The organism is Siminovitchia fortis, from assembly GCF_007681465.1.
GTDB lineage: Bacteria > Bacillota > Bacilli > Bacillales > Bacillaceae_C > Siminovitchia > Siminovitchia fortis.
The window spans coordinates 55,662-81,269 of sequence record NZ_VEKZ01000005.1 but is presented as its reverse complement, the minus strand read 5'-3'; the positions used below and the strand labels follow the sequence as shown (position 1 = coordinate 81,269).

At 42.7% G+C, this 25,608-nt stretch carries 24 protein-coding genes, 1 pseudogene and 1 riboswitch; of the genes and pseudogenes, 18 read left to right on the top strand and 7 right to left on the bottom strand.

Annotated features, from left to right (window positions below; genetic code table 11):
- Window positions 1-3: 3 nt before the first annotated feature.
- The 10 genes and pseudogenes from FS666_RS03230 to FS666_RS03180 all read left to right on the top strand — a co-directional run bounded on the left by FS666_RS03230 (window position 4) and on the right by FS666_RS03180 (window position 12,827).
- Window positions 4-1,080: a hypothetical protein gene (locus FS666_RS03230; protein WP_144460516.1), complete on the top strand. Its 1,077-nt coding sequence runs from the start codon at window positions 4-6 to the stop codon at window positions 1,078-1,080.
- 132 nt (window positions 1,081-1,212) lie between these two features.
- Window positions 1,213-2,163, top strand: coding sequence for an ABC transporter permease (locus FS666_RS03225; protein ID WP_144460518.1), 951 nt, complete (start codon window positions 1,213-1,215; stop codon window positions 2,161-2,163).
- Between the two features lie 11 nt (window positions 2,164-2,174).
- Window positions 2,175-3,083, top strand: a complete 909-nt coding sequence (locus tag FS666_RS03220) for an ABC transporter permease (protein WP_144460520.1) — start codon at window positions 2,175-2,177, stop codon at window positions 3,081-3,083.
- Between the two features lie 40 nt (window positions 3,084-3,123).
- Entirely contained in the window at window positions 3,124-4,140 is a 1,017-nt protein-coding gene (locus tag FS666_RS03215) for an ABC transporter ATP-binding protein (protein ID WP_144460522.1), read from the top strand.
- Window positions 4,124-5,107 carry an ABC transporter ATP-binding protein gene (locus FS666_RS03210; protein ID WP_144460524.1) on the top strand — a complete coding sequence of 328 codons (984 nt, stop codon included), beginning with the start codon at window positions 4,124-4,126 and terminating at the stop codon, window positions 5,105-5,107. Before FS666_RS03215 ends, FS666_RS03210 begins: the two co-directional genes overlap by 17 nt.
- 45 nt (window positions 5,108-5,152) lie before the next feature.
- Window positions 5,153-6,250: a C45 family autoproteolytic acyltransferase/hydrolase gene (locus tag FS666_RS03205; RefSeq protein WP_144460526.1), complete on the top strand. Its 1,098-nt coding sequence runs from the start codon at window positions 5,153-5,155 to the stop codon at window positions 6,248-6,250.
- 38 nt (window positions 6,251-6,288) lie between these two features.
- Window positions 6,289-7,848 (top strand): annotated as a pseudogene (locus FS666_RS19660) (ABC transporter substrate-binding protein).
- Window positions 7,849-8,101: 253 nt separating this feature from the next.
- Window positions 8,102-9,208, top strand: a complete 1,107-nt coding sequence (locus FS666_RS03190; protein WP_260841966.1) for a C45 family autoproteolytic acyltransferase/hydrolase — start codon at window positions 8,102-8,104, stop codon at window positions 9,206-9,208.
- 45 nt (window positions 9,209-9,253) lie between these two features.
- Window positions 9,254-10,813, top strand: coding sequence for an ABC transporter substrate-binding protein (locus FS666_RS03185; RefSeq protein WP_144460532.1), 1,560 nt, complete (start codon window positions 9,254-9,256; stop codon window positions 10,811-10,813).
- Between the two features lie 454 nt (window positions 10,814-11,267).
- Complete coding sequence (locus FS666_RS03180; protein WP_144460534.1) at window positions 11,268-12,827, top strand: ABC transporter substrate-binding protein; 1,560 nt, start codon at window positions 11,268-11,270, stop codon at window positions 12,825-12,827.
- 111 nt (window positions 12,828-12,938) lie between these two features.
- Here the strand turns inward: FS666_RS03180 and chrA are convergent, their stop codons facing one another.
- The 3 genes from chrA to chrS are packed head-to-tail and all read right to left on the bottom strand — an operon-like array spanning window position 12,939 to window position 14,613.
- Complete coding sequence (gene chrA, locus FS666_RS03175) at window positions 12,939-13,481, bottom strand: chromate efflux transporter ChrA (protein ID WP_120074245.1); 543 nt, start codon at window positions 13,479-13,481, stop codon at window positions 12,939-12,941.
- Window positions 13,478-14,092: a chromate efflux transporter ChrB gene (gene chrB / locus FS666_RS03170; RefSeq protein ID WP_144460536.1), complete on the bottom strand. Its 615-nt coding sequence runs from the start codon at window positions 14,090-14,092 to the stop codon at window positions 13,478-13,480. Before chrB ends, chrA begins: the two co-directional genes overlap by 4 nt.
- 29 nt (window positions 14,093-14,121) lie before the next feature.
- Window positions 14,122-14,613, bottom strand: coding sequence for a chromate efflux transcriptional regulator ChrS (gene chrS / locus FS666_RS03165; RefSeq protein WP_144460538.1), 492 nt, complete (start codon window positions 14,611-14,613; stop codon window positions 14,122-14,124).
- A 450-nt stretch (window positions 14,614-15,063) separates the two neighbouring features.
- Here chrS and FS666_RS03160 point away from each other — a divergent pair, with 450 nt between their 5' ends.
- The gene (locus FS666_RS03160; protein ID WP_144460592.1) at window positions 15,064-16,617 is read left to right on the top strand and encodes a gamma-glutamyltransferase family protein; all 1,554 of its coding nucleotides are present in this window, start codon (window positions 15,064-15,066) and stop codon (window positions 16,615-16,617) included.
- Between the two features lie 58 nt (window positions 16,618-16,675).
- Here the strand turns inward: FS666_RS03160 and FS666_RS03155 are convergent, their stop codons facing one another.
- Complete coding sequence (locus FS666_RS03155) at window positions 16,676-17,692, bottom strand: LLM class flavin-dependent oxidoreductase (RefSeq protein WP_144460540.1); 1,017 nt, start codon at window positions 17,690-17,692, stop codon at window positions 16,676-16,678.
- Between the two features lie 92 nt (window positions 17,693-17,784).
- On the opposite strand from FS666_RS03155, the gene FS666_RS03150 reads away from it, so the two are divergent.
- The 6 genes from FS666_RS03150 to FS666_RS03125 all read left to right on the top strand — a co-directional run bounded on the left by FS666_RS03150 (window position 17,785) and on the right by FS666_RS03125 (window position 23,106).
- Window positions 17,785-18,081 carry a 4a-hydroxytetrahydrobiopterin dehydratase gene (locus FS666_RS03150; RefSeq protein ID WP_144460542.1) on the top strand — a complete coding sequence of 99 codons (297 nt, stop codon included), beginning with the start codon at window positions 17,785-17,787 and terminating at the stop codon, window positions 18,079-18,081.
- Between the two features lie 66 nt (window positions 18,082-18,147).
- Window positions 18,148-18,256, top strand: a riboswitch (TPP riboswitch).
- A gap of 45 nt (window positions 18,257-18,301) precedes the next feature.
- Entirely contained in the window at window positions 18,302-18,946 is a 645-nt protein-coding gene (locus tag FS666_RS03145; protein ID WP_186306445.1) for a thiamine phosphate synthase, read from the top strand.
- Between the two features lie 5 nt (window positions 18,947-18,951).
- Window positions 18,952-19,152 (top strand): sulfur carrier protein ThiS, encoded by a 201-nt coding sequence (gene thiS, locus FS666_RS03140; RefSeq protein ID WP_120074256.1) that lies wholly within the window; start codon window positions 18,952-18,954, stop codon window positions 19,150-19,152.
- Between the two features lie 4 nt (window positions 19,153-19,156).
- Window positions 19,157-19,930 carry a thiazole synthase gene (locus FS666_RS03135; RefSeq protein WP_144460546.1) on the top strand — a complete coding sequence of 258 codons (774 nt, stop codon included), beginning with the start codon at window positions 19,157-19,159 and terminating at the stop codon, window positions 19,928-19,930.
- Window positions 19,927-20,940, top strand: coding sequence for a ThiF family adenylyltransferase (locus tag FS666_RS03130; RefSeq protein WP_144460547.1), 1,014 nt, complete (start codon window positions 19,927-19,929; stop codon window positions 20,938-20,940). Before FS666_RS03135 ends, FS666_RS03130 begins: the two co-directional genes overlap by 4 nt.
- A 543-nt stretch (window positions 20,941-21,483) precedes the next feature.
- Window positions 21,484-23,106 (top strand): Na/Pi cotransporter family protein, encoded by a 1,623-nt coding sequence (locus FS666_RS03125; protein WP_144460549.1) that lies wholly within the window; start codon window positions 21,484-21,486, stop codon window positions 23,104-23,106.
- A gap of 41 nt (window positions 23,107-23,147) precedes the next feature.
- Here the strand turns inward: FS666_RS03125 and FS666_RS19655 are convergent, their stop codons facing one another.
- From FS666_RS19655 to FS666_RS03120, 3 genes are read right to left on the bottom strand one after another with little or no spacing between them, the layout of a single operon-like run.
- Window positions 23,148-23,312: a hypothetical protein gene (locus tag FS666_RS19655; protein WP_186306444.1), complete on the bottom strand. Its 165-nt coding sequence runs from the start codon at window positions 23,310-23,312 to the stop codon at window positions 23,148-23,150.
- Window positions 23,313-23,317: 5 nt separating this feature from the next.
- On the bottom strand, window positions 23,318-23,464 hold the full coding sequence (locus FS666_RS19650) for a hypothetical protein (protein WP_186306443.1): 147 nt from the start codon (window positions 23,462-23,464) through the stop codon (window positions 23,318-23,320).
- Window positions 23,465-23,510: 46 nt separating this feature from the next.
- Window positions 23,511-24,134 carry a flavin reductase family protein gene (locus FS666_RS03120; RefSeq protein WP_144460551.1) on the bottom strand — a complete coding sequence of 208 codons (624 nt, stop codon included), beginning with the start codon at window positions 24,132-24,134 and terminating at the stop codon, window positions 23,511-23,513.
- Between the two features lie 150 nt (window positions 24,135-24,284).
- Here FS666_RS03120 and FS666_RS03115 point away from each other — a divergent pair, with 150 nt between their 5' ends.
- On the top strand, window positions 24,285-25,580 hold the full coding sequence (locus tag FS666_RS03115) for a Zn-dependent hydrolase (protein WP_144460593.1): 1,296 nt from the start codon (window positions 24,285-24,287) through the stop codon (window positions 25,578-25,580).
- Window positions 25,581-25,608 lie beyond the last annotated feature (28 nt).

Below are 25,608 nucleotides of genomic sequence, written 5' to 3'. Positions count from 1 at the left end.
CCCATGATGAAACCATTAAAGCCTTTAAATATTACTTATTTAATATCAAGCTGGTTATCAATCAGTATGATATTTATCATTGGGGAAGTCGTTATTCGTTTTGGTGTATTTTCCAGTTTAATTATAGTTTGTGCCTTTATATTGGCCTTTGTGGCTTCCTTTGCATTACAAAAGTTCATAGCTTTATACTCGCTCGGGATAAAGAAAAGCCCTATCTTAGGGCAAGTTATATTGGCAATAAGATTCCTGGAAATTTATGTTCTCCATCTTTTTGTATGTGGATTAATTTTTCACACCCTATTTCAAATGAATATTTACATCTCGGTTATCCCTACTTCTATCATTTTATTGGTTTGTGCTATCTACTTGCCAAAAGGGGAAAAACTGCATTTAAGTATAAAAGATTCAAGATTTGTCTTAATTAGTGGGCTAGCTATCATCCTTCCTACTTATATCTATTTGCAAAAAGGGCTTGAGTCTTTATATCACAATCTTTTGTACTATCAGCCTCATGTTTTGAATCACGATTCAAAACACCTATGGCTTTTATTGTTAGGCGCTTTTTTTATTTTCTTTTCAAAGTTGTTGCTTCAAGGAGAGGCAATTGTCAATTATACCAACCCAAATGTTAAAAAAGGAATCGGTAAATTGCTCATTGCAGTGTTTATCTTTTGTGCTTTTATACTAGCCTTTGCAACGATGAATATTGTTGCCATTACACAAAATCTGCATGCTTCCCATGCGAATGAATTATTTATATTGTTAATAGAAAAGCTTTCTCCCTCAGTGGTTTTTAAAATTTTTTGTTTGATCCTTTATTTCGTTACACTCGTAATATTAATTGATACGCTTCCCTCAACTGATAAAGGAGCAAAAAGAAATAAAATATTTAATGCTTCTTTTGTCCTGATTTTGCTTTCAGTCTTCATAACAATAGCTGTTTTTCAGCATTTCAGCCTTCTTGTCATTTATGCCTTTTTTGGATTGCTTATTAGTATATTAGTGATAGCTGCAATAGTTATTGAGGTCCTCCGCAATCGTCCAAGGATGTCAACAAAGTTAAAAAAGTCCCAACAATAATGCAATATTATTGTTGGGACTTTTCTTATAATAAAAATAACGAAGGAATTCATGAAAGCTAAAAATATGAAAGGGCTATCATTGGGTGTTTTTCAAAACAGCTATCATAAAATAAGAGGAAGGAGAATTAGATTGAGAGTATATATTTTACAAAGATTGCTATCTATCATACCAGTCATGTTAGTAGTTGCCATTGTGGTCTTTTTCTTGATACACCTGACACCTGGTGATCCGGCATCAATTATACTAGGGCCGGATGCACTGCCGGAAGATATAAAAGCGTTGCGTACAGAACTGGGCTTGGATTTACCGTTGTATCAGCAATTTTTTAGTTGGTTCAGTGGAATATTTGTGGGCGATTTAGGGGATTCTCTTTATTTGGACATGCCGGTTTTGACAGCATTTACAAGTCATTTGGGCCCAACTTTATCATTGGCCATACTGGCTCAAATCATCTCAATTGTAATCGCTATCCCATTTGGGATTATTGCAGCTACGAAAAGAGGAACGGCAGTAGATCAGTTCTTCATGGTTTTTGCCTTACTTGGAATCTCCATACCTAGTTTTTTGCTTGGCCTTCTGCTGATTCTATTATTCGCAGTAGAGCTGCATTGGCTGCCTGCTGCCGGTTATCAGCCATTGAGTGCAGGCTTGTGGAATCACTTGAAGTTTCTTATCATGCCGGCCGTCACCCTTGGAGCCATTCAGGCGGCATTGATTGCTCGTATGACCAGGTCATCCATGCTGGATATATTAAGCATGAATTATATTAAAACAGCCCATGCAAAAGGTCTGAAAGAAAGAGTGATCATATATAAACACGCTTTTAGAAATGCGTTGATTCCTATCTTAACTGTTGTTGGTCAGGCTTTTGGCACCTTAGTGGCTGGCGCAGTAGTCACCGAGGCGGTTTTTAATATACCGGGAATAGGACAATTAATTGTCAATGCGATCCAACGAAGAGATTATGTTTTAATTCAAGGAACCGTACTTTTAATTGCCGGAACCTACGTATTCATTAATCTTATAGTTGACTTATTATATGGAGTCGTAGATCCGAGGGTCAGACTAAATAAAAAATAGGTGGTGAGGAAATGCTTGCGGAAACCAGAAAAGTTGTGGGAACGGATGTAATAGGGCAAAAACGAGAAATTGCAAAAGAAAGACGTGCTTTATTTTTAAGGCGGGTTTGGGCGAATAAAATGGTTGTGGTCGGCGGCGTAATTATTTTCCTGATTACTTTGTTGGCGCTTGCAGCTCCGCTTATTACCCAATTTACTCCTTATGATTTGGAGGCTGTAAATCGTTTGAAGCCGCCAAACGCAACACATTGGTTTGGCACTGATAACTTCGGAAGGGATATATTCAGCCGTGTCGTTTACGGGGCCAGAGTCTCCTTGGCTGTTGGTCTCTCAGTAGCCATCATTACAGGCTTCCTGGGGCTGCTGATCGGAATGTATTCATCTTTTTACCGAATTTTGGACCATATTTTAATGAGAATTGCAGATGGGTTAATGGCTTTTCCTTCCATTCTGTTAGCTATCGCTATTATGGCTGTTATGGGGCCTAAACCAATCAATGTAGTCATAGCAATTGTCATTGTCGAAACGCCCGGTGTGGCTCGGATTGTCCGCTCGGCTGCTCTAGTAGTAAAAGAGCAGACCTATATAGAGGCGGCAAGAGCACAGGGGGCAAGTTCATGGAAAATTATCTGGTCGCATATTGCACCGAATGTTCTTACGCCACTGATTGTACAAATCACTTATGTATTTTCAGTTTCGATGATTATAGAAGCCTCGTTAAGCTTCTTAGGCACGGGTATACCGGTCCCTGAACCAAGTTGGGGCAACATTTTATATGACGGTAAAAGTGTCATTCAGACAGCTTGGTGGATGACTGTATTTCCTGGCATGTTTCTTTTACTGGCTGTTTTAGGTTCCAACCTGCTTGGAGACGGTATACGAGATTTGATTGATCCTCAGTCGAATAAAGCAAAAAAATAATGAATGGACAGGCATAGAATCATATTTGAGGAGGTTAAAGATGTCCAGTCAGCCACTTTTAGAAGTTAACCATTTAAAAACGACCTTTGCTACTGAAGAAGGGCCTGTCACGGCAGTTGATGATGTCACTTTTGGAGTAAACAAAGGGGAAACTATTGGAGTTGTAGGAGAGTCTGGTTGTGGAAAAAGCGTAACCTCTGAATCAATTATGAGATTACTAGATGAAAAGACGACAAAGTACGAAGGTGAAGTTCTTTTCGAAGGAAAGAACTTACTGCAACTTAGCAAAGCCGACATGCGGGATATCCGTGGAAATAAGATTTCCATGGTTTTTCAGGACCCTATGACTTCTTTGAACCCCGTGCAAACAATCGGGGACCAAATAGCTGAAGTGATTGTTATCCATCAAAAAGTCAGTAAAGCTGAGGCATTTAAAAAAGCTGAAGAAATGTTGAGGCTTACTGGCATACCTGCACCGGAAAAAAGGATCAATGAATATCCTCATGAAATATCCGGGGGAATGCGCCAAAGAGTGTTAATCGCCATGGCCTTAGCCTGCAGACCCAAAGTACTTATTGCAGATGAGCCTACCACTGCTCTCGATGTAACGATTCAAGCTCAAATTTTAGACCTGATTGATGAATTGAAATCAGAGCTGGAAATGGGAGTAATTATGATCACCCACGACCTTGGTGTTGTAGCTGAAGTTTGTCAGCGGGTGGTAGTTATGTATTTAGGGCAAGTGATTGAAGAAGGAGAAGTAGGGACATTATTTTCCCGTCCTCTCCATCCATATACAAGGGGGTTACTGAAGTCAATTCCGCAGCTTGACGGAGACCGGACGGAAAAATTGCATGTTATTGAAGGAGTGGTTCCTCCTTTAACCGCTGTTCCGACAGGTTGTCGTTTTGCACCAAGATGTGCATTTGCCGACGATCATTGTACTAGCCAAGCACCGGTCCTAGAAGAAATAGGTAATGGACAAAAAGTGAGATGTTGGAAGGCAGATGAGCTTTTAAAAAAGGAGGGTTATGAACACAATGCAGCAACAATATGAGAAACAAGAACCTCTCCTGCAGGTAAAAAACCTACAGAAACATTTCCCAATCACTAATCCGCTTGGTAAAGTAACGGGCCATGTCAAAGCGGTCAATAATGTAACGTTTGATTTATACGAAAAAGAAACATTAGGGCTTGTCGGGGAATCGGGATGTGGCAAAAGTACTACAGGCAGAACGATTTTACGATTGACAGAGCCTACTTCCGGCACTGCATTATACAAGGGGAAAGACATCTTTAAATTAAAAGAAAAGGCATTTATGCCAGTTAGAAAAGAAATGCAAATGATTTTTCAAGATCCACATTCTTCGCTGAACCCTAAAAAAAGAATTGGCTATAGCATTGAGGAGCCCATGAAGATTCAAGGTATCGGTACAAAGGCTGAAAGAATGGAAAAAGCCATGGACCTATTAAACAAAGTCGGATTACGCAGAGATCAATATTATCGGTATCCTCATGAGTTTTCAGGGGGGCAAAGACAACGGATTGGTCTTGCACGGGCACTGGCTGTTACCCCAAAAGTCATTATATGTGATGAACCAGTCTCTGCTTTGGATGTTTCTATCCAATCCCAGGTTATTAATTTGTTGCAAGAATTACAGGAGGAATTTGAACAAGCTTATTTATTTATCGCCCATGATCTGAGTGTTGTTCGTCATATTTCCGATCGAATCGGAGTGATGTATTTGGGCAGTATCGTAGAATTGGCACCAACTGATGAACTCTTTAAAAATCCAATGCACCCTTATACCCAGGCCTTGCTGTCTGCAATCCCGATTGCCAATCCTCATAGAAAAAAAGAAAGGATTGTTATTAAAGGAGATGTGCCGTCTCCGACAAATCTGCCGTCAGGCTGTGTTTTCCACACTCGATGTCCACATGCCATGGATCGCTGTAAATCTGAGGTTCCGTCGATAACTCAAGGAGCAAATAGCCATCAGGTTGCTTGTCACTTATACACTTAATTCTTTTAAGGGGTAGGTTAAAATAAAGAGAGAGGAATACGGCTTATGATTAAGAAGTTACATCTACAGGGATCTGCAAAGGAAATTGGATTTGAACACGGGAGCAAAGGAAAACAAGAAGTGATAAATAGTCTTGAAACATATGAAAGGTTATTTTACGGTTTTAAGAAAATTAGTTGGTCCGAAGCCAAAGAGTACGCTTTACTTCACTTAAATGCAATTGAAAAATATGACTTGCAGATGGTCGAAGAAATGGAAGGGGTTGCTAATGGGGCGGGAGTAGATTTTGAAGATATTTTGACATTAAACGCCCGAAGTGAAATAGCCCTGACTAATAAAGGGAACATTTTTTCAGATGGTTGTACGACCATAGCTATTACCAGTCCCATTATTAATGACACGATCATAGGTCAAACTTGGGATTGGACTGCCTCACAAAAAAACAGTTTGTTATTACTTGATATACAAGCTAAATCCAAACCACGCATTACGATGGTGACCGAAGGGGGCATCATAGGGAAAATTGGTTACAATTCAGCTGGGGTCGGCCTATGTTTTAACGCTTTGATCACCGATAAGAAGACAAACGAAATCCCGATTCATCTTGGGACTAGGGCTGTCCTAAACTCATATTCCCAAGCTGAGGCAATTTCAAAAGTTGCAAACGGGCAAATGGCAGCCTCTGCCAGCTTTTTAATTGGGTATGATGATGGCGATGGGAACGGGATGGCAGTTAATCCCGAGGTCTCTCCTTACAGCATTGATTATGTAGGTGGAGATGATGGCTGGCTGGCCCATACAAACCATATTTGTTCCAGTTCTCTTAAAAGCAAATTAAAAGATCTGAATGACCTCAGGTTCGAAGACTCAATCCTTAGAAAGAAAAGAGCTGACCAACTCATAAAAGAAGGCATTGCCGCTAAGGAACCGATCAATGAAAAAACATTTGAGAGATGGCTGTCAGATACGTTTAATAAACCAAGTTCTATTAATCATTTTCAAAATGAAAATGCTCCAGAACATCGGAAAATGGAAACAATTTTCTCCATTATTATCAATTTATCAAAAAGGAGGGCATTATTGCGTATAGGTCAGGAAGGAGAGTTTGAGGAAATAGATACAATTACCGAACTAACATTGTAATGTAATTGTAAAAGAAAAAATACAACGGGGGAAACATCATGAAAAAAGTACTTATATCTTTTTTGATAGTCTTTTTGTTAGTTGGGTGTGGTTCGTCATCTGACGATGCAGGAAAAAGCGGAAATAGCGGTGAAAAAGGCGGCACGTTGAATATCGCTTATATGGCACAACCGCCTACTTTGGATCCGCACGTTACTGTGTCTGTAGCTACAACTGATATTGGACGTAATATTTTTGAAACACTTTTGGCCTTTAACGAAAGGAACGAAGCTGCACCATTACTTGCAGAGTCATTTGAATCAAGTGAAGATCTTAAAAGCATCACTTTCAAATTAAGAAAGGGCATTAAATTCCACAATGGGAAAGAAATGACGGCGGACGATGTAGTAGCTTCTATGGAACGCTGGAGAGTATTAAATGGCAAGGCAAACACATACTTTTCCAACTCTGAATTCGTAAAAGAAGATGATTATACAGTTGTTTTAAAAATGGATAAGCCATTTACAATCGCCAAGTATATATTATCCACTAATATAAACTTCGCAGCTATTATGCCAAAAGAAGTAATTGAAAATGCACCAAAAGCCGGGGTGAAGGAGTACATTGGAACAGGCCCGTTCAAGCTTGATGAATGGAAACAGGATCAATATATTAAGCTTGTAAAAAATGAAGATTATCAATCACCGCGTAGTGAACCTGATGGATTGGTTGGTAAAAAAGAGCCAATGGTTGATGAGTTAAATTTCCACATGGTTCCGGATGCATCAACAAGGACCGCTGGAATTCAAACGGGTGAGTATGACGTAGCGCTTCAAATTCCTTACGATAATGTTCCTGCAATAGAGAGTGATGGAAACCTAAAAGCAATTACCCATCCGGAAGGATTTAGCACCGTGGTATATAACAAGTGAAATGGGATATTTTCTAATGAAAAAGCCCGACAAGCGTTAAATCTGGCAGTGGACAAAAAAGAAGTAATGATGGCGGCTTTCACGGATGAAAAGTTTTATACTCAGGAACATGGATTGTTATCAAAGGAATTTGTAAGCTGGTATAGTGAACAGGGGAAAGACAAGTATGACGAATATGATCCGGAAGCGGCCAAAAAATTGTTTAAAGAAGCTGGGTATAATGGAGAAGAACTAACAATATTAACAACAAGAGATTACGAGGACCAATATCAAATTGGCGTTGTTATTCAGGAAAATCTCAAAAAGATTGGGGTTAAGTCTAAATTAGAGGTATATGACTGGGCAACGTTAATGGAAGTTAGAGAAGATGATAAATTTTATGACCTTATGCCAATGGGATACAACCCAGTCACTGACCCAACGCAAATTAACTTTTTAGATTCAAGGACTAAGTATACGGGTTGGTCGAATAGCCCGGAAATTGATAAACTATTAGACCAATTAATGGTTGCTCCTTCCGATGAAGCGGCTAAAGAGATATTCGGGAAGCTGCAAGGTGAATCCTGGAGTTACTTGCCTGCTATTAAATTTGGCGATTATGATGGAGTTGCCGCTATACGCACAAACGTTGAAGGTTTTGAGTGGTTCCATGGCCCAGTATTATGGAACACGACAAAGTCTAATTAATTTAATCCATTGACCGATTGTATCTAAATCAGATCAATAAGTAATTAAAAGTGAAAAGTGCAATGGAAAATGGAAGCGAGATGCCGGAAAAAGGTTCCGCCATTAAATTATAAAAGGCGTCCTCCGCTAGGAATGCTTAGTGGGGGACGCTTTTTTTAAAAACGATCAATATTGCCATCTGTTGAAGGTGCACGTTCAGTTTGTAATCAAGTATCACGTTTGGAAGAGGATTCAAACAAAATCAGAGAGGGGAATGCATTTTATGATTAAGAAGTTACATCTCCAGGGCTCTGCAAAGGAAATAGGATTCCTGCATGGGAGCCAGGGGAAACAAGAAGTGATGAATAGTCTGAAAGCATATGAAAGGCTATTTTATGTAGCCAAAAAAATGAGTTGGCAAGAAGCAAGGGAGCACTCATTGCTTCATTTAAATGCGATTGAAAAATATGATTTTCAGATGATTGAAGAAATGGAAGGGATTGCAGAGGGAGCGGGAGTAGATTTTGAAGATATTTTGACGTTAAACGCCCGAAGTGAAATAGCCCTGACGAATATAGGGGAGGTTTTTTCGGATGGCTGTACGTCCATGGCTGTTTCCAGTCCAATCATTAAAGACACGATCATCGGCCAAACCTGGGATTGGACGGCATCACAAAAAAACAGTTTGCTATTACTTGATATAGAAGCTAAGAATGCCCCGCTTATCACAATGGTAACCGAAGGTGGGATCATAGGGAAGATTGGTTTTAACTCAGCAGGGGTAGGCTTTTGTTTAAATGCTTTAGTTACAGATAAAGGGACAAACAAAATACCGCTGCATCTTGGATATCGAGCCGTATTAAACTCATATTCCCAAGCCGAAGCAATTTCTAAGATTTCAAATGGGCAAATTGCGGCTTCCGGAAATTTTTTAATTGGCTATGATGATGGCAATGGAAATGGAATGACGGTGAATCTGGAGGTCTCTCCTTTTGGGATTGATTATGTAGGTGGCGACGATGGTTGGCTGACTCACACAAACCATATTTGCTCCAATGTCATTAAGCAATATGTAAATGACGTGAATGATGTTCGGTTTGAAGATTCAATCCTTCGAAAGAAAAGGGCTGATCAACTTATTAAAGCAAGCATAGCTGCTAAAGAACCTATTAATGAACAAACGTTTGAGAGATGGTTATCGGATACGTTGAATAAACCAAGCTCCATTAATCATTTTGAAAATGAAAACGCACCAGAATATCGAAAAGTAGAAACCATTTTCTCTATTATTATGAATCTGTCAGAAAGAAGAGCATTATTACGTGTAGGTCAGGAAGGAACATTCGAAGAAATAGATAATATTAGCGCGGTAACAATGTAATTATTTAAAGGTGGAAAATCATAAAAGTACAACGGAGGGAAGATCATGAAAAAAATATTCATATCTTTTTTGATAATCTTTATGTTGGTTGGCTGTGCTTCTTCTTCTGATGAAACAAGCAAAAGTGGAAAAAGTGATGAAAAAGGTGGCACGTTGAATGTCGCTTTTATGGCACAACCGCCTACCTTGGACCCGCATGTGACTGTTGCGGTGCCTACAGCTCAGATTGGCCGCAATATTTTCGAAACACTTCTTGGATTCAATGAAAGGAATGAAGCTGCTCCATTACTGGCAGAATCATTTGAATCAAGTGAAGATCTTAAAAGCATCACTTTCAAATTAAGAAAAGGCGTTAAATTCCATAATGGGAAAGAAATGACCGCAGATGATGTAGTAGCTTCTATGGAGCGCTGGAAAGTATTAAATGGCAAGGCGAACACATATTTCTCAAAATCTGAATTTGTAAAAGAAGATGATTATACAGTTGTTTTAAAAATGGATAAGCCGTTTACAATCGCCAAGTATATTTTAGCCACTAATATCAATTTCCCGGCTATTATGCCAAAAGAAGTGATTGAAAATGCACCAAAATCCGGAGTTGAGGAGTATATTGGAACAGGTCCATTCAAGCTTGAGGAATGGAAGCAGGACCAGTATATTAAGCTGGTTAAAAATGAAGATTATCAATCGCCGCGAAAAGAACCTGATGGGGTGGTCGGTAAAAAGGATCCGATGGTTGACGAATTGGTTTTCCATATGGTCCCAGATGCTTCAACGAGAACCGCTGGGATACAAACGGGAGAGTACGATGTGGCACTTAATATCCCTTACGATAATGTTTCTGTAATTGAAAGTGATGCGAATTTAGAAGCAATTACCCATCCGGAAGGATTCAGCTCGGTTATATTTAACAAGCGCAATGGGCTGTTTTCGAATGAAAAAGCCCGAGAAGCTTTAAACCTTGCAGTGGATAAAAAAGAGGTAATGATGGCTGCATACACCGATAAAAAGTTCTATACGCAGGAACACGGATTGTTAACGAAGGAATATGTAAGCTGGTACAGCGAACAGGGTAAAGAAAAATATGATGCATATGACCCGGAAGCGGCTAAAAAGTTATTTAAAGAGGCTGGCTATAACGGGGAAAAACTGAAAATATTAACTACCAGGGAGTATGATTCTCACTATCAAACTGCAGTTGTTATTCAGGACAACCTTAAAAAGATTGGGGTTAAGACTGAATTACTAGTGTATGACTGGGCTACATTGATGGAAGTCAGAGAAGATGACAAATTTTATGATCTATTGACAATGGGTAACATACCAGTCACTGACCCAACGCAAATTAACTTTTTAGACTCTAGAATTAATTATACAGGCTGGTCGAATAGCCCGAAAATTGATCAATTGTTGGATCAATTGATGGTGGCTCCTTCTGATGAAGAGGCTAAAGAGATATTCGGCAAACTGCAAGATGAAACTTGGAACTACTTGCCTGCTATAAAATTTGGTGATTATGATAGGGTTACCGCTATACGTACCAATGTTGAAGGTTTTGAGTGGTTTCAAGGTCCGTCTTTTTGGAATACGACAAAGTCTAACTAGTCTAACCCATTGACCGATCTAAATCAGATCGAAAAATAATTAAAAATAATGGAAAATGGAAAAGAGATGCAGGAAAAAGGATCCGCCATTAAATTATAAAAGGTGTCCTCCGCTAAGAAAGCTTAGTGGGGGACACTTTTTTTAAGGCTTAAAATAAGGTACGCAAAAAATGGAATTAGCAAATTGGGTCAAATGATGTCAATAAAGTTCAAAAAGCCCCAACAATAGTGCAAATCTATTATCGGAACTTTTTTTATAATAAGATAAAGGTAACACAAGCTTTGTAAAAGAGTGAAACACGAAAATGAAAGGGCTATCATTAAAAAATATCTGAAGGAAGGGGTTGCGGAGGGATCTGGAAGGAGCATGTGAAGATAAAAATAATATGAGAGCGGTAACAATGTAATTGTTTTTATATGTGGAAAATCATAAAAAATACAAGGGAGGAAAGAACATGAAAAAATTATTCATATCTTTTTTGATCGTCTTTATGTTGGTTGGCTGTGCTTCGTCATCTGATGAAGCCGGTAAAAGCCAAAAAAGTGATGAAAAAGGCGGTACATTGAATGTCGCTTATATGGCACAACCGCCTACCTTAGATCCGCATGCTACCGTTTCGGTGGCCACGACAGAAATTGGGCGTAATATTTTCGAATCGCTCTTGGCCTTCAATGAAAGGAACGAAGCTGCACCATTGCTGGCGGAGTCGTTTGAATCAAGTGAAGATCTTAAAAGCATCACTTTTAAATTAAGAAAAGGCGTTAAATTCCATAATGGGAAGGAAATGACGGCAGATGATGTCGTAGCTTCCATGGAACGCTGGAGAGAGTTAAATGGAAAGGCAAACACCTATTTTTCCAAATCTGAATTTGTAAAAGAAGATGATTATACGGTTGTGTTAAAAATGGATAAGCCATTTACAATCGCGAAGTATATATTAGCCACTAATATAAACTTTCCGGCTATTATGCCAAAAGAAGTGATTGAAAATGCACCAAAAGCCGGAGTGAAAGAGTATGTTGGAACAGGCCCGTTCAAGCTTGAAGAATGGAAACAGGATCAATATATTAAGATGGTTAAAAATGAAGATTACCAATCGCCGCGTAATGAACCGGATGGATTGGTCGGCAAGAAGGACCCGATGGTTGATGAATTGGTTTTCCATATCGTTCCTGATGAATCAACTAGAACTGCCGGAATTCAAACGGGAGAGTACGATGTATCACTTGAAATTCCTCACGATAATTTTGCAGCATTGGAAAGTGACGGAAACCTGGAAACAATGACCTATACAAATGGATTTAACACAGTTGTATTTAATAAACGTAATGGGCTATTTTCCAATGAAAAAGCCAGACAGGCGTTAAACTTGGCAGTGGATAAAAAGGAAGTAATGATGGCCGCATTCACGGATGAAAAGTTCTATACCCAGGAACATGGATTATTAGCTAAGGAGTTTGTAAGCTGGTACAGTGACAAGGGGAAAGACAAGTATGACGCATATGACCCGGAAGCTGCCAAAAAATTGTTTAAAGAGGCTGGTTATAACGGAGAAGAACTAACAATATTAACAACAAAGGATTATAATGAACAATATCATACAGCGGTTGTTATTCAGGAAAACCTTAAAAAGATTGGAGTTAAATCTAAATTAGAGATATATGATTGGGCCACTCTGATGGAAGTCAGGGAAGATGATAAATTTTATGACTTAATGCCAATGAGTTATCAAGTGGCGACTGACCCAACACAAATTAACTTTTTAGACTCCAGGACTAACTATACCGGTTGGTCGAATAGTCCTGAAATTGATCAATTGTTGGACCAATTGATGGTTGCTCCATCAGATGAAGAGGCGAAAGAGATATTTGGCAAACTTCAAGAGGAATCTTGGAACTACCTGCCTGCCATTAAATTTGGGGATATAGATAGTGTTGCCGCGATTCGGACCAATGTTAAAAACTTTGAGATGTTCCACGGACCGGTTTTTTGGAACACTACAAAGTCTGACTAATCTAAGACGTATACTGAGAATGATTAAATCAGATTGACTGGCATACCCGTAAAAACAACTTGGCCATAACAAAACCGACTGCTTCCCATGAAGCAGTCGGTTTTGTATGCATTAAGCCATAAAATGAGGTAGCACAACGCCCCCGTATATAAATGCAGCAACAATCATAATCGCGGGGTGGATTTTCCACCAGACCATGGCGACCAGTGCAATTAAGCCGATAAAAACGGATTGCCAAATACCGATGGAGTCGAAGGAGACGGAGCTGAATTGCCAAGTGAGCTGGATCATCATGACTGCGATGACCGGCTGCACCAACATGGTCATCCCTTTGACGACAGGCGATTGTTTAAATTGATTCAAAATTTTCAGCAACACTATAATGGCGATGGCAGAGGGTGCTATTGTGCCTATGGAAGCAACAATGAGCCCGAGCCAGCCGGCTTCCTGGTATCCCGCGAAAGCGGCGATTTTTGTTGCAATCGGGCCGGGCAGGGCGTTTGCGACAGCCAGCATATCAACGAATTCCGTATTTGTCATCCACCCGTAATGGTCGACTACCTGCTGCTGTGTTAACGGTATGGTTGCGGGGCCTCCGCCGTAACCTAAAATGTTGGCGACAAAAAAGGCCCAAAATAAATCCCAATAAATCATGAAGACATTCCCCCGCTATTTTCACGCATGCTTTCTTCTTTTCTTCCCCACTTCTGTTTAGCCCAATTATACACTTTGATATGGACCGTACCGTAAGCCAAAAAAGCAATAATGACAATGGCAGGATGAACATCCAACAAACCAAGCAGCAAAAAGGCGATGATCCCAAATCCTACGCCAATCACCTTTCCAAGCCCGCCCCAGGTTTTTGCGCAAAACTCATAGGCGGTGATCCCGAGCAAGACGGCAATAACCGGCCTGACAGCTGCAATCATTCCAGCTATGATCACTGATTCCTTCATGGAATATAGGGCGCCCAATAAAGCAACCATGGCAATGGTTGTAGGCAAAATATGAACAAGTATGGCCGCTACTGCGCCCATCGCCCCTTTTTGTTGATAACCGAGCTGTGCGGCCAGCTTTGTGGCAATTGGTCCGGGCAATGCATTGGCAAAAGCCAGCAGCTCACCGAATTCTTTATCCGTCATCCATTTATAGCGAATAACGGCTTCATGACGGAACAGAGGAATGACGGAAGGTCCTCCTCCATAACCGAAAATCCCGACTCTTAGCATGGCGCCTGATAGTGCCATATATCCTTTGAGGTCCATTTCCAATCCCTCCTGTCAGAATGAAAGTTTTAAAGTTTAAGTCCCATTCTACTCTTGTAACGCTTTAACAGCATCTGGGTGTCCACCCGCATGATTCCTTTTGTGGAATAGAGTGTTTCAAGCAAAAACTCTTCCATTTCCTTCATATTTTTAAAAACGCCGTGCATATGAAGGGTGCTTGGTCCTGTCATATGATAAAGACTCGTCACTGCAGGATGTAAAGCAAGCTTCTCGGCAATTTCATCCAAATATTTCGGTTCCACATCCACATTGAAAAAAGCAGATACCTGAATACCTACTTTTATCGGATTGACGACAGCCGTAAAGCGCTCAATTACCCCGGCTTCAATCAATGACTGGATGCGGGATTGCACGGCTACCCTGGACAGCCCGATCTCCTTGGCAAGGTCTGTATACGAAATCCGGGCATTTTCCAGCAATATTTCAATGATCTTTTTGTCCGTATCATTCAATTTCATGGCCGGCATATGATTTGCATCAAAATCATCTTTGGGTTTCATTGTTCACATTCCTTTTATAATTTGTCTTGTCTTATTACAAATGGTTTGGTTATTGTGAAAATAACTTTCGATATGATCAACTATAATCTATTCATCATTCAAAATCAATTAATAATGGGATTTTTTATTTCAAAATTAATACATTAATCTAAATGAAATTGTTTTGGACGCAATGATATAAATTAGACTTACATATATAACAAAGTGAAAGCATAACATTACATTTAGTTATTTATTGAAGGGTATATTAGTTTATTATTTTCTCTTTGTTTATTGACAATATTTTTTAAATTTCGTAGGATAAAATGGAATGCGCTTTCTTTCAATAGGTAGAGTAAATTTACATATTATTCAACCGATTATTATTTCTTTCATAGAGGAGAGAGTCAATTGATCACTTTCAACCACTTATCACATCCATACCCGATCACAAGAAATTCGGCCTACGCGATGAACGGGGTTGTGGCAACATCCCAGCCGCTTGCAGCACAGGCGGGGCTCGAGATTTTACAAAAAGGCGGGAATGCGATTGATGCGGCGATTGCTACAGCGGCCTGCCTGACGGTGTGTGAGCCGACATCCAACGGTATCGGCGGCGATGCTTTTGCACTTGTTTGGACAAAAGGGAAGCTCCATGGTCTAAACGCAAGCGGACGGGCACCCAAAAACATATCTATAGAGAAAGTAAAAGAAATGGGCCACGATGAGATGCCCAAATATGGATGGCTGCCGGTTACGGTACCGGGTGCGCCGGGTGCCTGGGCGGAGCTTTCCAGGAGATTCGGAAAGCTGCCATTGAAGGAGGTTCTTAAGGATGCCATTAACTATGCAGAAGAAGGCTATCCGGTATCACCGACATTAAGCAGATTTTGGCGCAAAGCATACCTGGAATTTTCCAATGAATTAAGGGGTGACGAATTTAAGCACTGGTTTGAGACGTTTGCTCCGAACGGCTATGCTCCTGCCGTTGGGGAGGTCTGGAAGTCCCAGGGCCATGCCGATACGTTGAGTGCGATAGCGGAAACGGACGGAGAGTCTTTTTACCGTGGAGAATTGGCAAAGAAAATAGCCGCTTTTTCAAGGGATACAGGCGGTTTTATTACAGAAGAGGATTTGGCGGAATATCAAGCGGAATGGGTTGACCCGATCAGCATCAACTACCGCGGATATGATGTTTGGGAAATCCCTCCGAACGGGCAGGGAATCGTAGCGCTTCAGGCTTTGAATATTTTAAAAGGCTTCGAGTTTACGAGAAAAGAGTCGCTTGATACTTACCATAAGCAGATCGAAGCGATGAAACTGGCCTATGTTGATGGGTACAAGCATATTACGGATCCGGAGCATATGAAGTATACAGTAGAGGAAATTTTAAGTGATTCGTATGCCGAGGAACGGCGCAAGCTGATCAAGACAGAAGCATGCATGCCTGAACCGGGCAAGCCATCCGCCGGTGGAACTGTTTATTTGGCGACTGCCGATAAAGAAGGGAATATGGTTTCCTTTATCCAGAGCAACTATATGGGATTTGGTTCTGGCTTGGTAGTTCCTGGCACGGGCATCGCCCTGCAAAACCGCGGGAAGAACTTTTCTTTGGATCCGAACCATGTGAATGCCCTTGAAGGCGGAAAGAAGACATTCCATACCATCATCCCGGGATTTTTGACGAAAGGCGACCAAGCTGTCGGACCTTTCGGTGTCATGGGCGGGTTCATGCAGCCTCAGGGACACGTCCAGGTGATTATGAATTCAATCGACTTCGGCCTTCACCCCCAGGCAGCGCTTGACGCACCGCGCTGGCAGTGGATCAAAGGGAAGACGGTGGAAGTGGAGCATCGCTTCCCGCACCATTTTGCGGAAAGCTTAGCTTTCCAGGGACATGATATTCGTATCGCCCTTGAAACAAATAATTTTGGACGGGGACAGATCATTTGGAGGAACCCGGACACGGGAGTGCTGGTTGCTGGAACGGAATCCCGGACAGATGGCGCGATCGCGCTTTGGTAATAAAAAAACAGAGTCGGCCTTTGATGGGGGGCTGACTCTGTTTAGTTTTTCCATCAAATCAATCCATCATCTCTGCCAATATTTCATAGGAACGCAGGCGGTCTTCCTGATAGAAAATTTGTGAGTTGACAATGACTTCATCCGCTTCGGTGCTCTCAATTACTTTCTCGAGTTGTTCCTTGACTTTGTCAGGAGTTCCGACAAATGTATAGCCTGTATCAAGGGTTTGTTCGACTGATGCCCTTTCAAAAGGCGACCAGGCTTTTTCAATATCATCAATTGGCGGTTTTAGCTGGGACGGCATATTTCTGATCAGGCTCAAGAATTGCTGCTGTTGTGAAGTTGCAAGCCATTTGGCCCGCTCTTCCGTGTCGGCTGCGATGATGTTCACTCCCACCATGGCATACGGTTTTTCTAGAACATCCGAAGGCTGGAAATTGTCGCGATAGAGTCTTAGTGCAGGCAGCGTATATTGCGGTGCAAAGTGGCTTGCGAAAGAAAAAGGCAATCCCTTAAGGGCGGCCAGCCTTGCACTGAAGTCACTGGAGCCAAGCAGCCAGATTGGAATATTTAGCCCTCTTCCCGGGTAGGCATGGACACGGCCGACCGGATTTTCACTGAAATAATTTTGCAGCTCTTCCAATTGCTGAGGAAACTCTTCAGCTCCCCTGTTTAATGTCCGGCGCAGAGCAAAAGCAGTGGCCTGGTCACTGCCGGGTGCACGGCCCAGTCCGAGATCGATGCGGCCCGGGTAAAGCGACTCCAGTGTGCCGAACTGCTCGGCTATAACTAGTGTTGCGTGGTTGGGCAGCATAATGCCGCCGGCTCCGACCCGAATAGTTTTGGTGGAGCCCGCTATATGGCCGATGAGCACTGAAGTGGCCGAGCTGGCAATGCCGGGCATATTATGGTGTTCCGCAAGCCAGTAACGGTTAAACCCCCATTTTTCAACATGCTGTGCCAGCTGGGCGCTGTTTTTAAATGATTCAGAGGCATTGCTGCCTTCGGTGATTGGCGCCAAGTCCAAAACAGACAATGGAATTCCGTGAAATTTTTTTATGGATGGAGAATTCAAATACGATCACTCCTTAAAGATCTCTTAAAGGAATGATAGAATGTTTATAAGTGAACGTCCAATTATGTGACTTTGAATGGAGGGGGAACTTTTTGGAAAAATTGTCTGAACAGGCTATTCAAGAAAGGTTGTCCGAGTTGAAGGAGTGGAGGCTGGCGGATGAAAAGTGGATTGTCCGCAAATACCGTTTCAGGGATTATCTGCAAGGAATTTCCTTTGTGAAAAAGATTGCAGAAGAGTCGGAGAGGGTTCAGCATCATCCATTCATAACAATTGAGTACAAATTGATCACGGTGAAAATTTCCTCTTGGAGAGCAAAGGGCCTGACGGAATTGGATTTTGAAATGGCAGAGGCTTACGATCGTTTTTACTTGGAAATGAATTTTTGAAGATTTCATATACTTCCATTATTTGCTTTTCCGTGTTACCATGTCTGTAGATATACAATTTTATACTGAAAACGCTAGGGGAATCCTTCAAAAGGACTGAGAGAAGAGTGTAACTCCGATACCCTTATGACCTGATCAGGTTTGTGCCTGCGTAGGGAAGTGCCACATTATTTTGTCTTAGTCTATAATGCCACCTTCCCGGATAAAGGGAGGTGGCTATTTGCATTTGCAAAGGAGGGGGCTTGGGGTGGAGCTGATCGCCGTAACAAATGACCGGTTTGATGTCGCCATGCTTGCTCGTATCATCGTTGAGGTTGAGCCGTTCGTCGACTATTTTATCATCAGAGAGAGGACAAAAACAGCCAACGAATACATACGATTGATCGGCCGTCTGTCCGCTGCAAAAGTCAACAAAGAAAAGCTGATCATAAATGACAGGGTAGATGTTGCGGTTGTGACGGGCATCAACAAGGTACAGCTTCCCGGCCACGGCTTGACGTTGCAGCAAGTGAAATCGTATTTTCCGAATTTGCGTACCGGAAGGTCAATCCACTCGCCGGAAGAAGCCTGGGAGGCGAGCCGGTCAGGAGCCGACTGGCTTTTATATGGACATGTATACGATACGGATTGCAAAAAAGGTGTACCTGCCCGCGGTCTTGAGGAACTGAAATTGATTGCGGAAAATGTGCAGTCCGATATATACGCGATTGGCGGAATCAAGCCTGAGCATGTTGTGGAACTGAACAAGATGAACATAAGGGGGATTGCCGTTATGTCTTCAATTTTTGACAGCGCCAAACCAGCCAGGGCTGCGGAAGAATACCACGAAGCCTGCCGAGCTTATCAATTTTTAGAAGGGGGTTGAATGCTGTGCATATCACGTTAAATGGAAACCGATATGAGCTGCCAAAAGGTGTTTCAAATGTTCAGCAGCTGCTTGAGCATTTGGAGCTTACCGAGCGCATCGTGATCGTGGAAGTAAATAAAGAAATTGTTCAAAAAGACGATTACGACCGCCCGATCCGGGATCGGGATGAAGTGGAAATGATCCATTTTGTAGGGGGAGGATGAAAAAATGAGCATGTTAAAAATAGGGGATAAAACCTTTCGATCAAGACTATTGCTTGGCACAGGAAAATATCCGTCCTTTGAGATCCAAAAGGAAGCGGTCCGTGTATCGGAAGCTGAAATTCTTACCTTTGCAGTAAGAAGGATGAATGTGTTTGAACCTTCGCAGCCGAATTTCCTGGAAATGCTGGATTTATCAAAATACACCCTGCTTCCCAATACGGCCGGGGCAAAAACCGCGGAGGAAGCCGTCAGAACGGCGAAGCTGGCCAAGGCTTCAGGGTTGTGCGACATGGTGAAGGTGGAAATCATCGGCTGTGATCGTTCGCTTCTGCCGGATCCGGTTGAAACGCTGAAAGCTTCGGAAATGTTATTGGAAGAAGGCTTCACGGTCCTTACATATACATCGGATGATGTGGTATTGGCCAGAAGGCTGGAAGAGCTCGGTGTTCATGCGGTCATGCCGGGTGCCTCGCCGATCGGTTCGGGTAAAGGGATTTTAAATCCGCTCAATCTGAAATTCATTATTGAACAATCGAAAGTGCCGGTTATTATTGACGCAGGAATCGGTTCCCCGAAAGATGCCGCATATGCCATGGAGCTTGGAGCGGATGCCGTCCTGCTGAATACAGCCGTTTCGGGTGCAAAAGATCCTGTAAAAATGGCCGAAGCCATGAAGCTGGCGATTGAAGCCGGACGTCTTGGTTTTGAAGCCGGAAGAATCGATGAGCGTGATTACGCTGTGGCCAGCAGCCCGACGGAAGGGCTGCTTCCGACTTGAACGGACGATATTCCAGGCAGGAACTGTTTGAGCCGATAGGGGAAGAAGGCCAAAAAAAGATCAGGCAGGCCCATGTTTTGATTATCGGAGCTGGGGCGCTTGGATCGGCAAGCGCAGAAATGCTTGCCCGCTCCGGTGTCGGAAAACTCACGATTGTGGACCGGGACATTTTGGACTGGAGCAATTTGCAGCGGCAGCAGCTATATACTGAGCAGGACGTGATGGATCGACTTCCGAAGGCGGTTGCGGCTAAAAAGCGGCTTGGGGATATTAATAGCACAGTTGAAGTTGAAACTTTTGTGGCTGATGTCACGCCGGAAAATGCAGAAGAGCTGGCCAGAGGCAAATCGCTGATCGTGGATGCTACGGACAATATTGAGACAAGGCTTTTAATGAATGATGCGGCACTGAAAGTGGGTATCCCTTTTTTTATGGGAGCGGTTGTCGCCAGCTATGGGCTGACTTATCCCATTGGGCTGGGAGGTCATCCCTGTCTTCATTGTTTGCTCGAAACCCTTCCCCCGCAAACACTTACCTGCGATACGGCGGGGGTCATCAGCCCGATTATACAGGTCGTTGCTGCCCACCAAGTGACGAATGTTTTCAAATATATTGTCGGGGAAAAAGTCGACCCCAGACTTAAATCCTTTGATCTTTGGACAGGCGGTCAAGCGGCGATTGATGTAACGACGCTCCGGCGACCTAATTGTCCAAGCTGTTCTAAAAAAGCAGATTATCCGTTTTTATCAAGGGAAAATCAAACGAAAACGGCGGTCTTGTGCGGACGGAATACAGTGCAGTTGACCTTGTCGCGTGACAGGAATGTGGAATTAAGGCCGCTCGCCGAATCCATTCGCCCAATAGTAACTGATTTGATCTCCAACGTGCATTTGGTAGCCTGCCAATTTGACGGACACCGTATCGTTTTATTCCGCGACGGCCGTATGCTGGTGCATGGAACGAAAGATATTGTCAAGGCAAAGGCAGTTGCGTCTAAGCTGTTGGGGTGAAAAATTAGGTGAAGAGCATTCTGATTTGTTGGGATGCTCTTTTTATTTTACGAAAAGAGAATTGAGCCCAGCCTCCGGGTAGCTGGCTTCGAAGATTTCCTGAATGCTTCCCAAGCAGAGGACAAAACTGAAAACACGGTAGGCAATTGAGGTGTATGCCTCCCGAGTAGAGGATAAAATAGAAAACACAGTAGGCAAACGAGGTCAATGCCTCCCAAGCAGAGGGCAAAATAGAAAACATGGTGGGCAAACGAAGTGTATGCCTCCCGAGTAGAGGGTAAAATTGAAACTACAGTAGGCAAACGAGGTCAATGTTTCCGAGCAGAGGATAAAATAGAAAACACGGTAGGCAATGTGGCGTATGACTTCAAACAGAAGGAAAAATGAAGAGCCCGTCGTCCGGTCTGTACGTCGTTGACCGAGCGCTTCCGCCTTTCTTGTAACAAATTCTTTACATTGGGTTCTGTTTACTTTTTGATGCTTCTTCATTAGTATTATTTAAGGATAAATAATGTCGAAAGATATGAAAAAAGGGCTGAAGAAATGGATCTGCAAACATTGCTTTTCATGTTTTTTGGAGGGCTGGGAATTTTCCTATACGGGATTAAGACGATGGGTGACGGCCTTCAAAAAGCGGCTGGCGACAGACTTCGGGATTTGCTTGACCGGTTTACTACAAGGCCGGTCCTGGGCGTGTTGACCGGTATTGTTGTTACAGGTCTAATCCAATCCAGTTCTGGAACGACGGTTTTGACAATCGGATTGGTCACGGCAGGGTTTATGACGTTAAGGCAGGCTATTGGGGTCATTATGGGCGCCAATATTGGAACGACCGTTACGGCTTTTATTATCGGAATCAATATTTCTGAGTATGCCTTGCCGATTATTGCAGTTGGTGCCTTCTTGATTTTCTTTTTCAAAAATCATAAAGTCAATAACTTTGGAACAGTGATTTTTGGATTTGGCGCTTTGTTTTTCGGCTTAAGTCTAATGGGTGATGCGATGAAGCCACTTCGTGGAGCGCAATTTTTCACTGATTTAACAGTAAGCCTCAGTGATCATCCGCTGCTTGGCGTCCTGGCCGGTATTCTGTTTACTGTTATCGTTCAAAGCTCGTCGGCATCTATTGCCCTTCTTCAAACACTTTTTGATCAAGGCACCATTACCTTGCAAGCGGCCTTGCCCATTTTGTTCGGTGATAATATCGGAACGACGATTACAGCCGTATTGGCATCCATTGGTGCTTCGATTGCAGCAAAGCGAGCTGCTTTAACTCATGTCCTGTTTAATGTTATAGGCACAGTTCTTGTTTTAATTCTATTCGTTCCGTTTACCCATTTTATCGAATATTTGCAGGCAACCTTGGACTTGAATCCAAAGATGACCATTGCTTTTGCCCACGGAACATTTAATGTGTCGAATACGATTTTACAATTTCCTTTCATCGCTGTATTAGCCTGGATTGTCACGAAACTCATACCGGGTGAGGATAAGATGATTGACTTCAGGCCGGTTCATTTGGGAGAAAACTTTATCCGGCAATCCCCGTCTGTTGCCCTCGGGCAGGGCAAAAAGGAAGTTCTTCGAATGGGCGAACTGGCAGAGCAAGGACTAAAAGAGGTAAGTGGCTTTTATAAAACAAGGGAAAAGAAACACCGGGAGCTGCTTCCGCAAATAGAAGACGCCCTGAACAATCTGGATAAGGTCATTACGGATTATTTGGTTCAAATTTCATACCATTCCTTATCCGATCAGGACTTGAAAACCCACAGTTCCCTCTTGAATACAGTGATGGATTTGGAACGCATCGGTGATCATATAGAAAATATCATGGAACTTGTCGACAGCCAGATCCATAATAAAGTGAAGTTTTCTGAATCGGCCATCCAAGATTTGGACAGGATGTTCGAATTGACTTCCTCCACTCTTCACCAGGCGCTTGAAGCTTTGCAGGAAGATAATGAATCCAAAGCGGGAGCGGTGCTTGCCAATGAAAGGCTGATCAATAAAATGGAGCGGGATCTCCGTAAAAAGCATATCCAGCGGCTTAATGACAATAAGTGTACGGGTACAGCCGGAATCGTTTATGTGGATATTGTCAGCAATCTCGAGCGTATCGGAGATCACGCAGTTAACATCGCGCAGGCTGTAATTGGAGATATTTAAACAAAAGGCGGCAGACAGGGGGTTAGCCCGGTCTGCCGCTTTTAACCTTCTGTATTTTCTTGGCCTTTATAACGTTCATTTCTTTCCCCGCCGTCGGCGAGTTCTTCGGAAAACTCATGGTTCTCCTTGCTTTTCTTCCATGCATATTTAATATCAGCCCTTGTCATATTGTTGTTTGGAGCTGCTTCTTCATTCAATTTCTCCATTTTTTTCATCCTTTCAAGCTATAGTCATCAGAATCCGTTTCTTCATCATCTTGTTGAACGGCCGCAATAAATCCATAACCGGTCGGGCTCCATTCCAACACTTCTTCCTTGGGTTTTCTATTTAAATTCAGTTTTTGGTCATTTTTTTCCATCGGAGGACCTCCTTTTGCCATTATTGTCCCCTTTGTTCGTAAAAAATTATTCAGGCCGGAGCAAACTGTATACCTTTCCTAGCTCCGCATAGTCATTCCCGGCAAGCCGGGCAACAGGGCGCAAAGCTTCGGTAAAAACATAGCCTTTTTGGGGGTCATATACTTCTTCATCCATATGTACGTATATAACTCGAGCCATGAGAAAATCAGTTACGGTGTCGCCGCGGTCATTTTTGATTTCGTGGTGCTGCTCAAGCCGGCACTCAAATCGGACCTTTGCTTCCAAAATGCCGGGGACGCTCACTTTTGTGCTCTCTACAATGTTAAGCCCCGTTAACTCCAGCTCACTGCGAGCTGCGGGAAGCAAGGCGGCGGTTTCGTTAATATCTTCAATCAGGTTTTCCGTGCTTATATGTACGACAAGCTCACCACTTTTAATGGCATTCCGTGCCGTATCCTTCATGGTGTTTCCTTTCCGTCTTCCGATGGACAGCGAAATAATCGGGGGGGCGCTGCTGATTATATTGAAAAAGCTGAATGGAGCTGCGTTGACCGCTCCATTTACAGTTGAAGAGGTTGTGACAAATGCGATAGGGCGAGGAACGATGGCCCCAGATAGCAGTTTGTACATTTCCTTGCCCTTCAGTTCATTTGGATCAAGAGTGATCATGAAATACCGCCTTTCTTAAGTATTCCGATTAATTTTTATTTCAATTGTACACAAGCTCTGGTGAAAAGAGAATATATATCTTTTGTCCAGGCATCCGGCATCCGCTATTCTTAAGATATAAATACTTTCTTATAGAAAGCGGTGTGGATGATGGAAAAAGTTTTTTCAAAAAAGCGTTTGCTGAAAGAATTAAACGATTGTCCTTCGTATGAAGGGATAGATCCGGCTGAATTGGCGGAAAAGCTGGCTGGGCTTGCTGAAATCGGAAGAACAGTGGGAGGGGGAGTCTCCCGTTTTCCTTATAAAGTTGAAGAAAAGCAGGCTAAGCAATTGTTCAGCGGATGGATGGAAGAAATGGGTCTTGCCGTCAAGGAGGATGCGATTGGAAACTTATTCGGAAGGCTTGATGGGGAAAATCCTGACCTTCCTGTGGTGTTGACAGGCTCCCATTTGGACAGTGTCCCGAATGGCGGTGCTTTTGACGGACCGCTCGGATGCGTCAGCAGCCTGCTTGCCGTCAAGGCGCTTATCCAGTCAGGCGCCCCTTTGAAAAGGTCGGTTGAACTCGTCGTATTTGTCGACGAAGAAGGTACAAGGTTCAACAACAGCCTGTTTGGGAGCAGGACATTGATGGGCGAAGTAAAAAAAGAAGACCTGATGAAATTTAAGGACCAGAACGGAAAAGTGTTATATGAGGCGATGAAGGAAAGCGGCTTCGACCCCGACAATATTTCATCCGCTTATCGGAACCCGAAGGAAATCCATGCTTTTTTGGAATTGCATATTGAGCAGGGAAAAAGGCTGGAGGCGGAAGGGAAAAATATCGGGATCGTAAACGGGATCGCCGGACCTGTCTGGACTTCCTTTACATTTTATGGTGAAACAGACCATGCAGGAAACACGCCGATGGAGTATCGGAAAGATACGGTGGCTGCAGCAGGGGAGTTTATCTTGGCGGTTGAACAAATGCCAAGAATATTTAGCGAAACGGCTGTCGCGACTGTCGGCAAAATGAATATTTTTCCTAACGGAACAAACGTGATTGCAGGAAAAACGGAATTAATGGTGGATGCAAGGGATATTGATGAAAATGCGAGAGACCGAATGATTGCCGCTTTGAAAAATACGGCGAAGGAAATCGCGCAAAAACGGGGGCTGTCTGTAGAAGTAAAAGAAGAAGTCAAAATCCCGCCTGTTGTTGTCCCTAATAAAATTCAGGAAGCAGTCCGTGAAGCTGCTGAAACAAGCGGATTGACGGCCATCAACATTCCAAGCGGGGCAGGACATGACGCGATGATCATGGGAAAATATGTGCCATCCGGTATGATTTTTGTTCCAAGCCTGAACGGGAAAAGCCACTCCCCTGAAGAATGGACGTCCTTGCCGGACTGTGTGAATGGAATCCAAGTGATGAAAAAGGCGTTGAAACGGCTGGCTAACGATTAAAGGGCGCCCTCCGCGCCCTCTCAAGTCA

Coding starts and splice junctions, on each gene's coding strand:
- FS666_RS03230 (WP_144460516.1), top strand. CDS start 4: ATGATGAAACCATTAAAGCCTTTAAATATTACTTATTTAATATCAAGC.
- FS666_RS03220 (WP_144460520.1), top strand. CDS start 2,175: ATGCTTGCGGAAACCAGAAAAGTTGTGGGAACGGATGTAATAGGGCAA.
- FS666_RS03215 (WP_144460522.1), top strand. CDS start 3,124: ATGTCCAGTCAGCCACTTTTAGAAGTTAACCATTTAAAAACGACCTTT.
- FS666_RS03210 (WP_144460524.1), top strand. CDS start 4,124: ATGCAGCAACAATATGAGAAACAAGAACCTCTCCTGCAGGTAAAAAAC.
- FS666_RS03205 (WP_144460526.1), top strand. CDS start 5,153: ATGATTAAGAAGTTACATCTACAGGGATCTGCAAAGGAAATTGGATTT.
- FS666_RS03190 (WP_260841966.1), top strand. CDS start 8,102: ATGCATTTTATGATTAAGAAGTTACATCTCCAGGGCTCTGCAAAGGAA.
- FS666_RS03185 (WP_144460532.1), top strand. CDS start 9,254: ATGAAAAAAATATTCATATCTTTTTTGATAATCTTTATGTTGGTTGGC.
- FS666_RS03180 (WP_144460534.1), top strand. CDS start 11,268: ATGAAAAAATTATTCATATCTTTTTTGATCGTCTTTATGTTGGTTGGC.
- chrA (WP_120074245.1), bottom strand. CDS start 13,481: ATGATTTATTGGGATTTATTTTGGGCCTTTTTTGTCGCCAACATTTTA.
- chrB (WP_144460536.1), bottom strand. CDS start 14,092: ATGGACCTCAAAGGATATATGGCACTATCAGGCGCCATGCTAAGAGTC.
- chrS (WP_144460538.1), bottom strand. CDS start 14,613: ATGAAACCCAAAGATGATTTTGATGCAAATCATATGCCGGCCATGAAA.
- FS666_RS03160 (WP_144460592.1), top strand. CDS start 15,064: ATGAACGGGGTTGTGGCAACATCCCAGCCGCTTGCAGCACAGGCGGGG.
- FS666_RS03135 (WP_144460546.1), top strand. CDS start 19,157: ATGAGCATGTTAAAAATAGGGGATAAAACCTTTCGATCAAGACTATTG.
- FS666_RS03125 (WP_144460549.1), top strand. CDS start 21,484: ATGGATCTGCAAACATTGCTTTTCATGTTTTTTGGAGGGCTGGGAATT.
- FS666_RS19655 (WP_186306444.1), bottom strand. CDS start 23,312: ATGGAGAAATTGAATGAAGAAGCAGCTCCAAACAACAATATGACAAGG.
- FS666_RS19650 (WP_186306443.1), bottom strand. CDS start 23,464: ATGGAAAAAAATGACCAAAAACTGAATTTAAATAGAAAACCCAAGGAA.
- FS666_RS03120 (WP_144460551.1), bottom strand. CDS start 24,134: ATGATCACTCTTGATCCAAATGAACTGAAGGGCAAGGAAATGTACAAA.
- FS666_RS03115 (WP_144460593.1), top strand. CDS start 24,285: ATGGAAAAAGTTTTTTCAAAAAAGCGTTTGCTGAAAGAATTAAACGAT.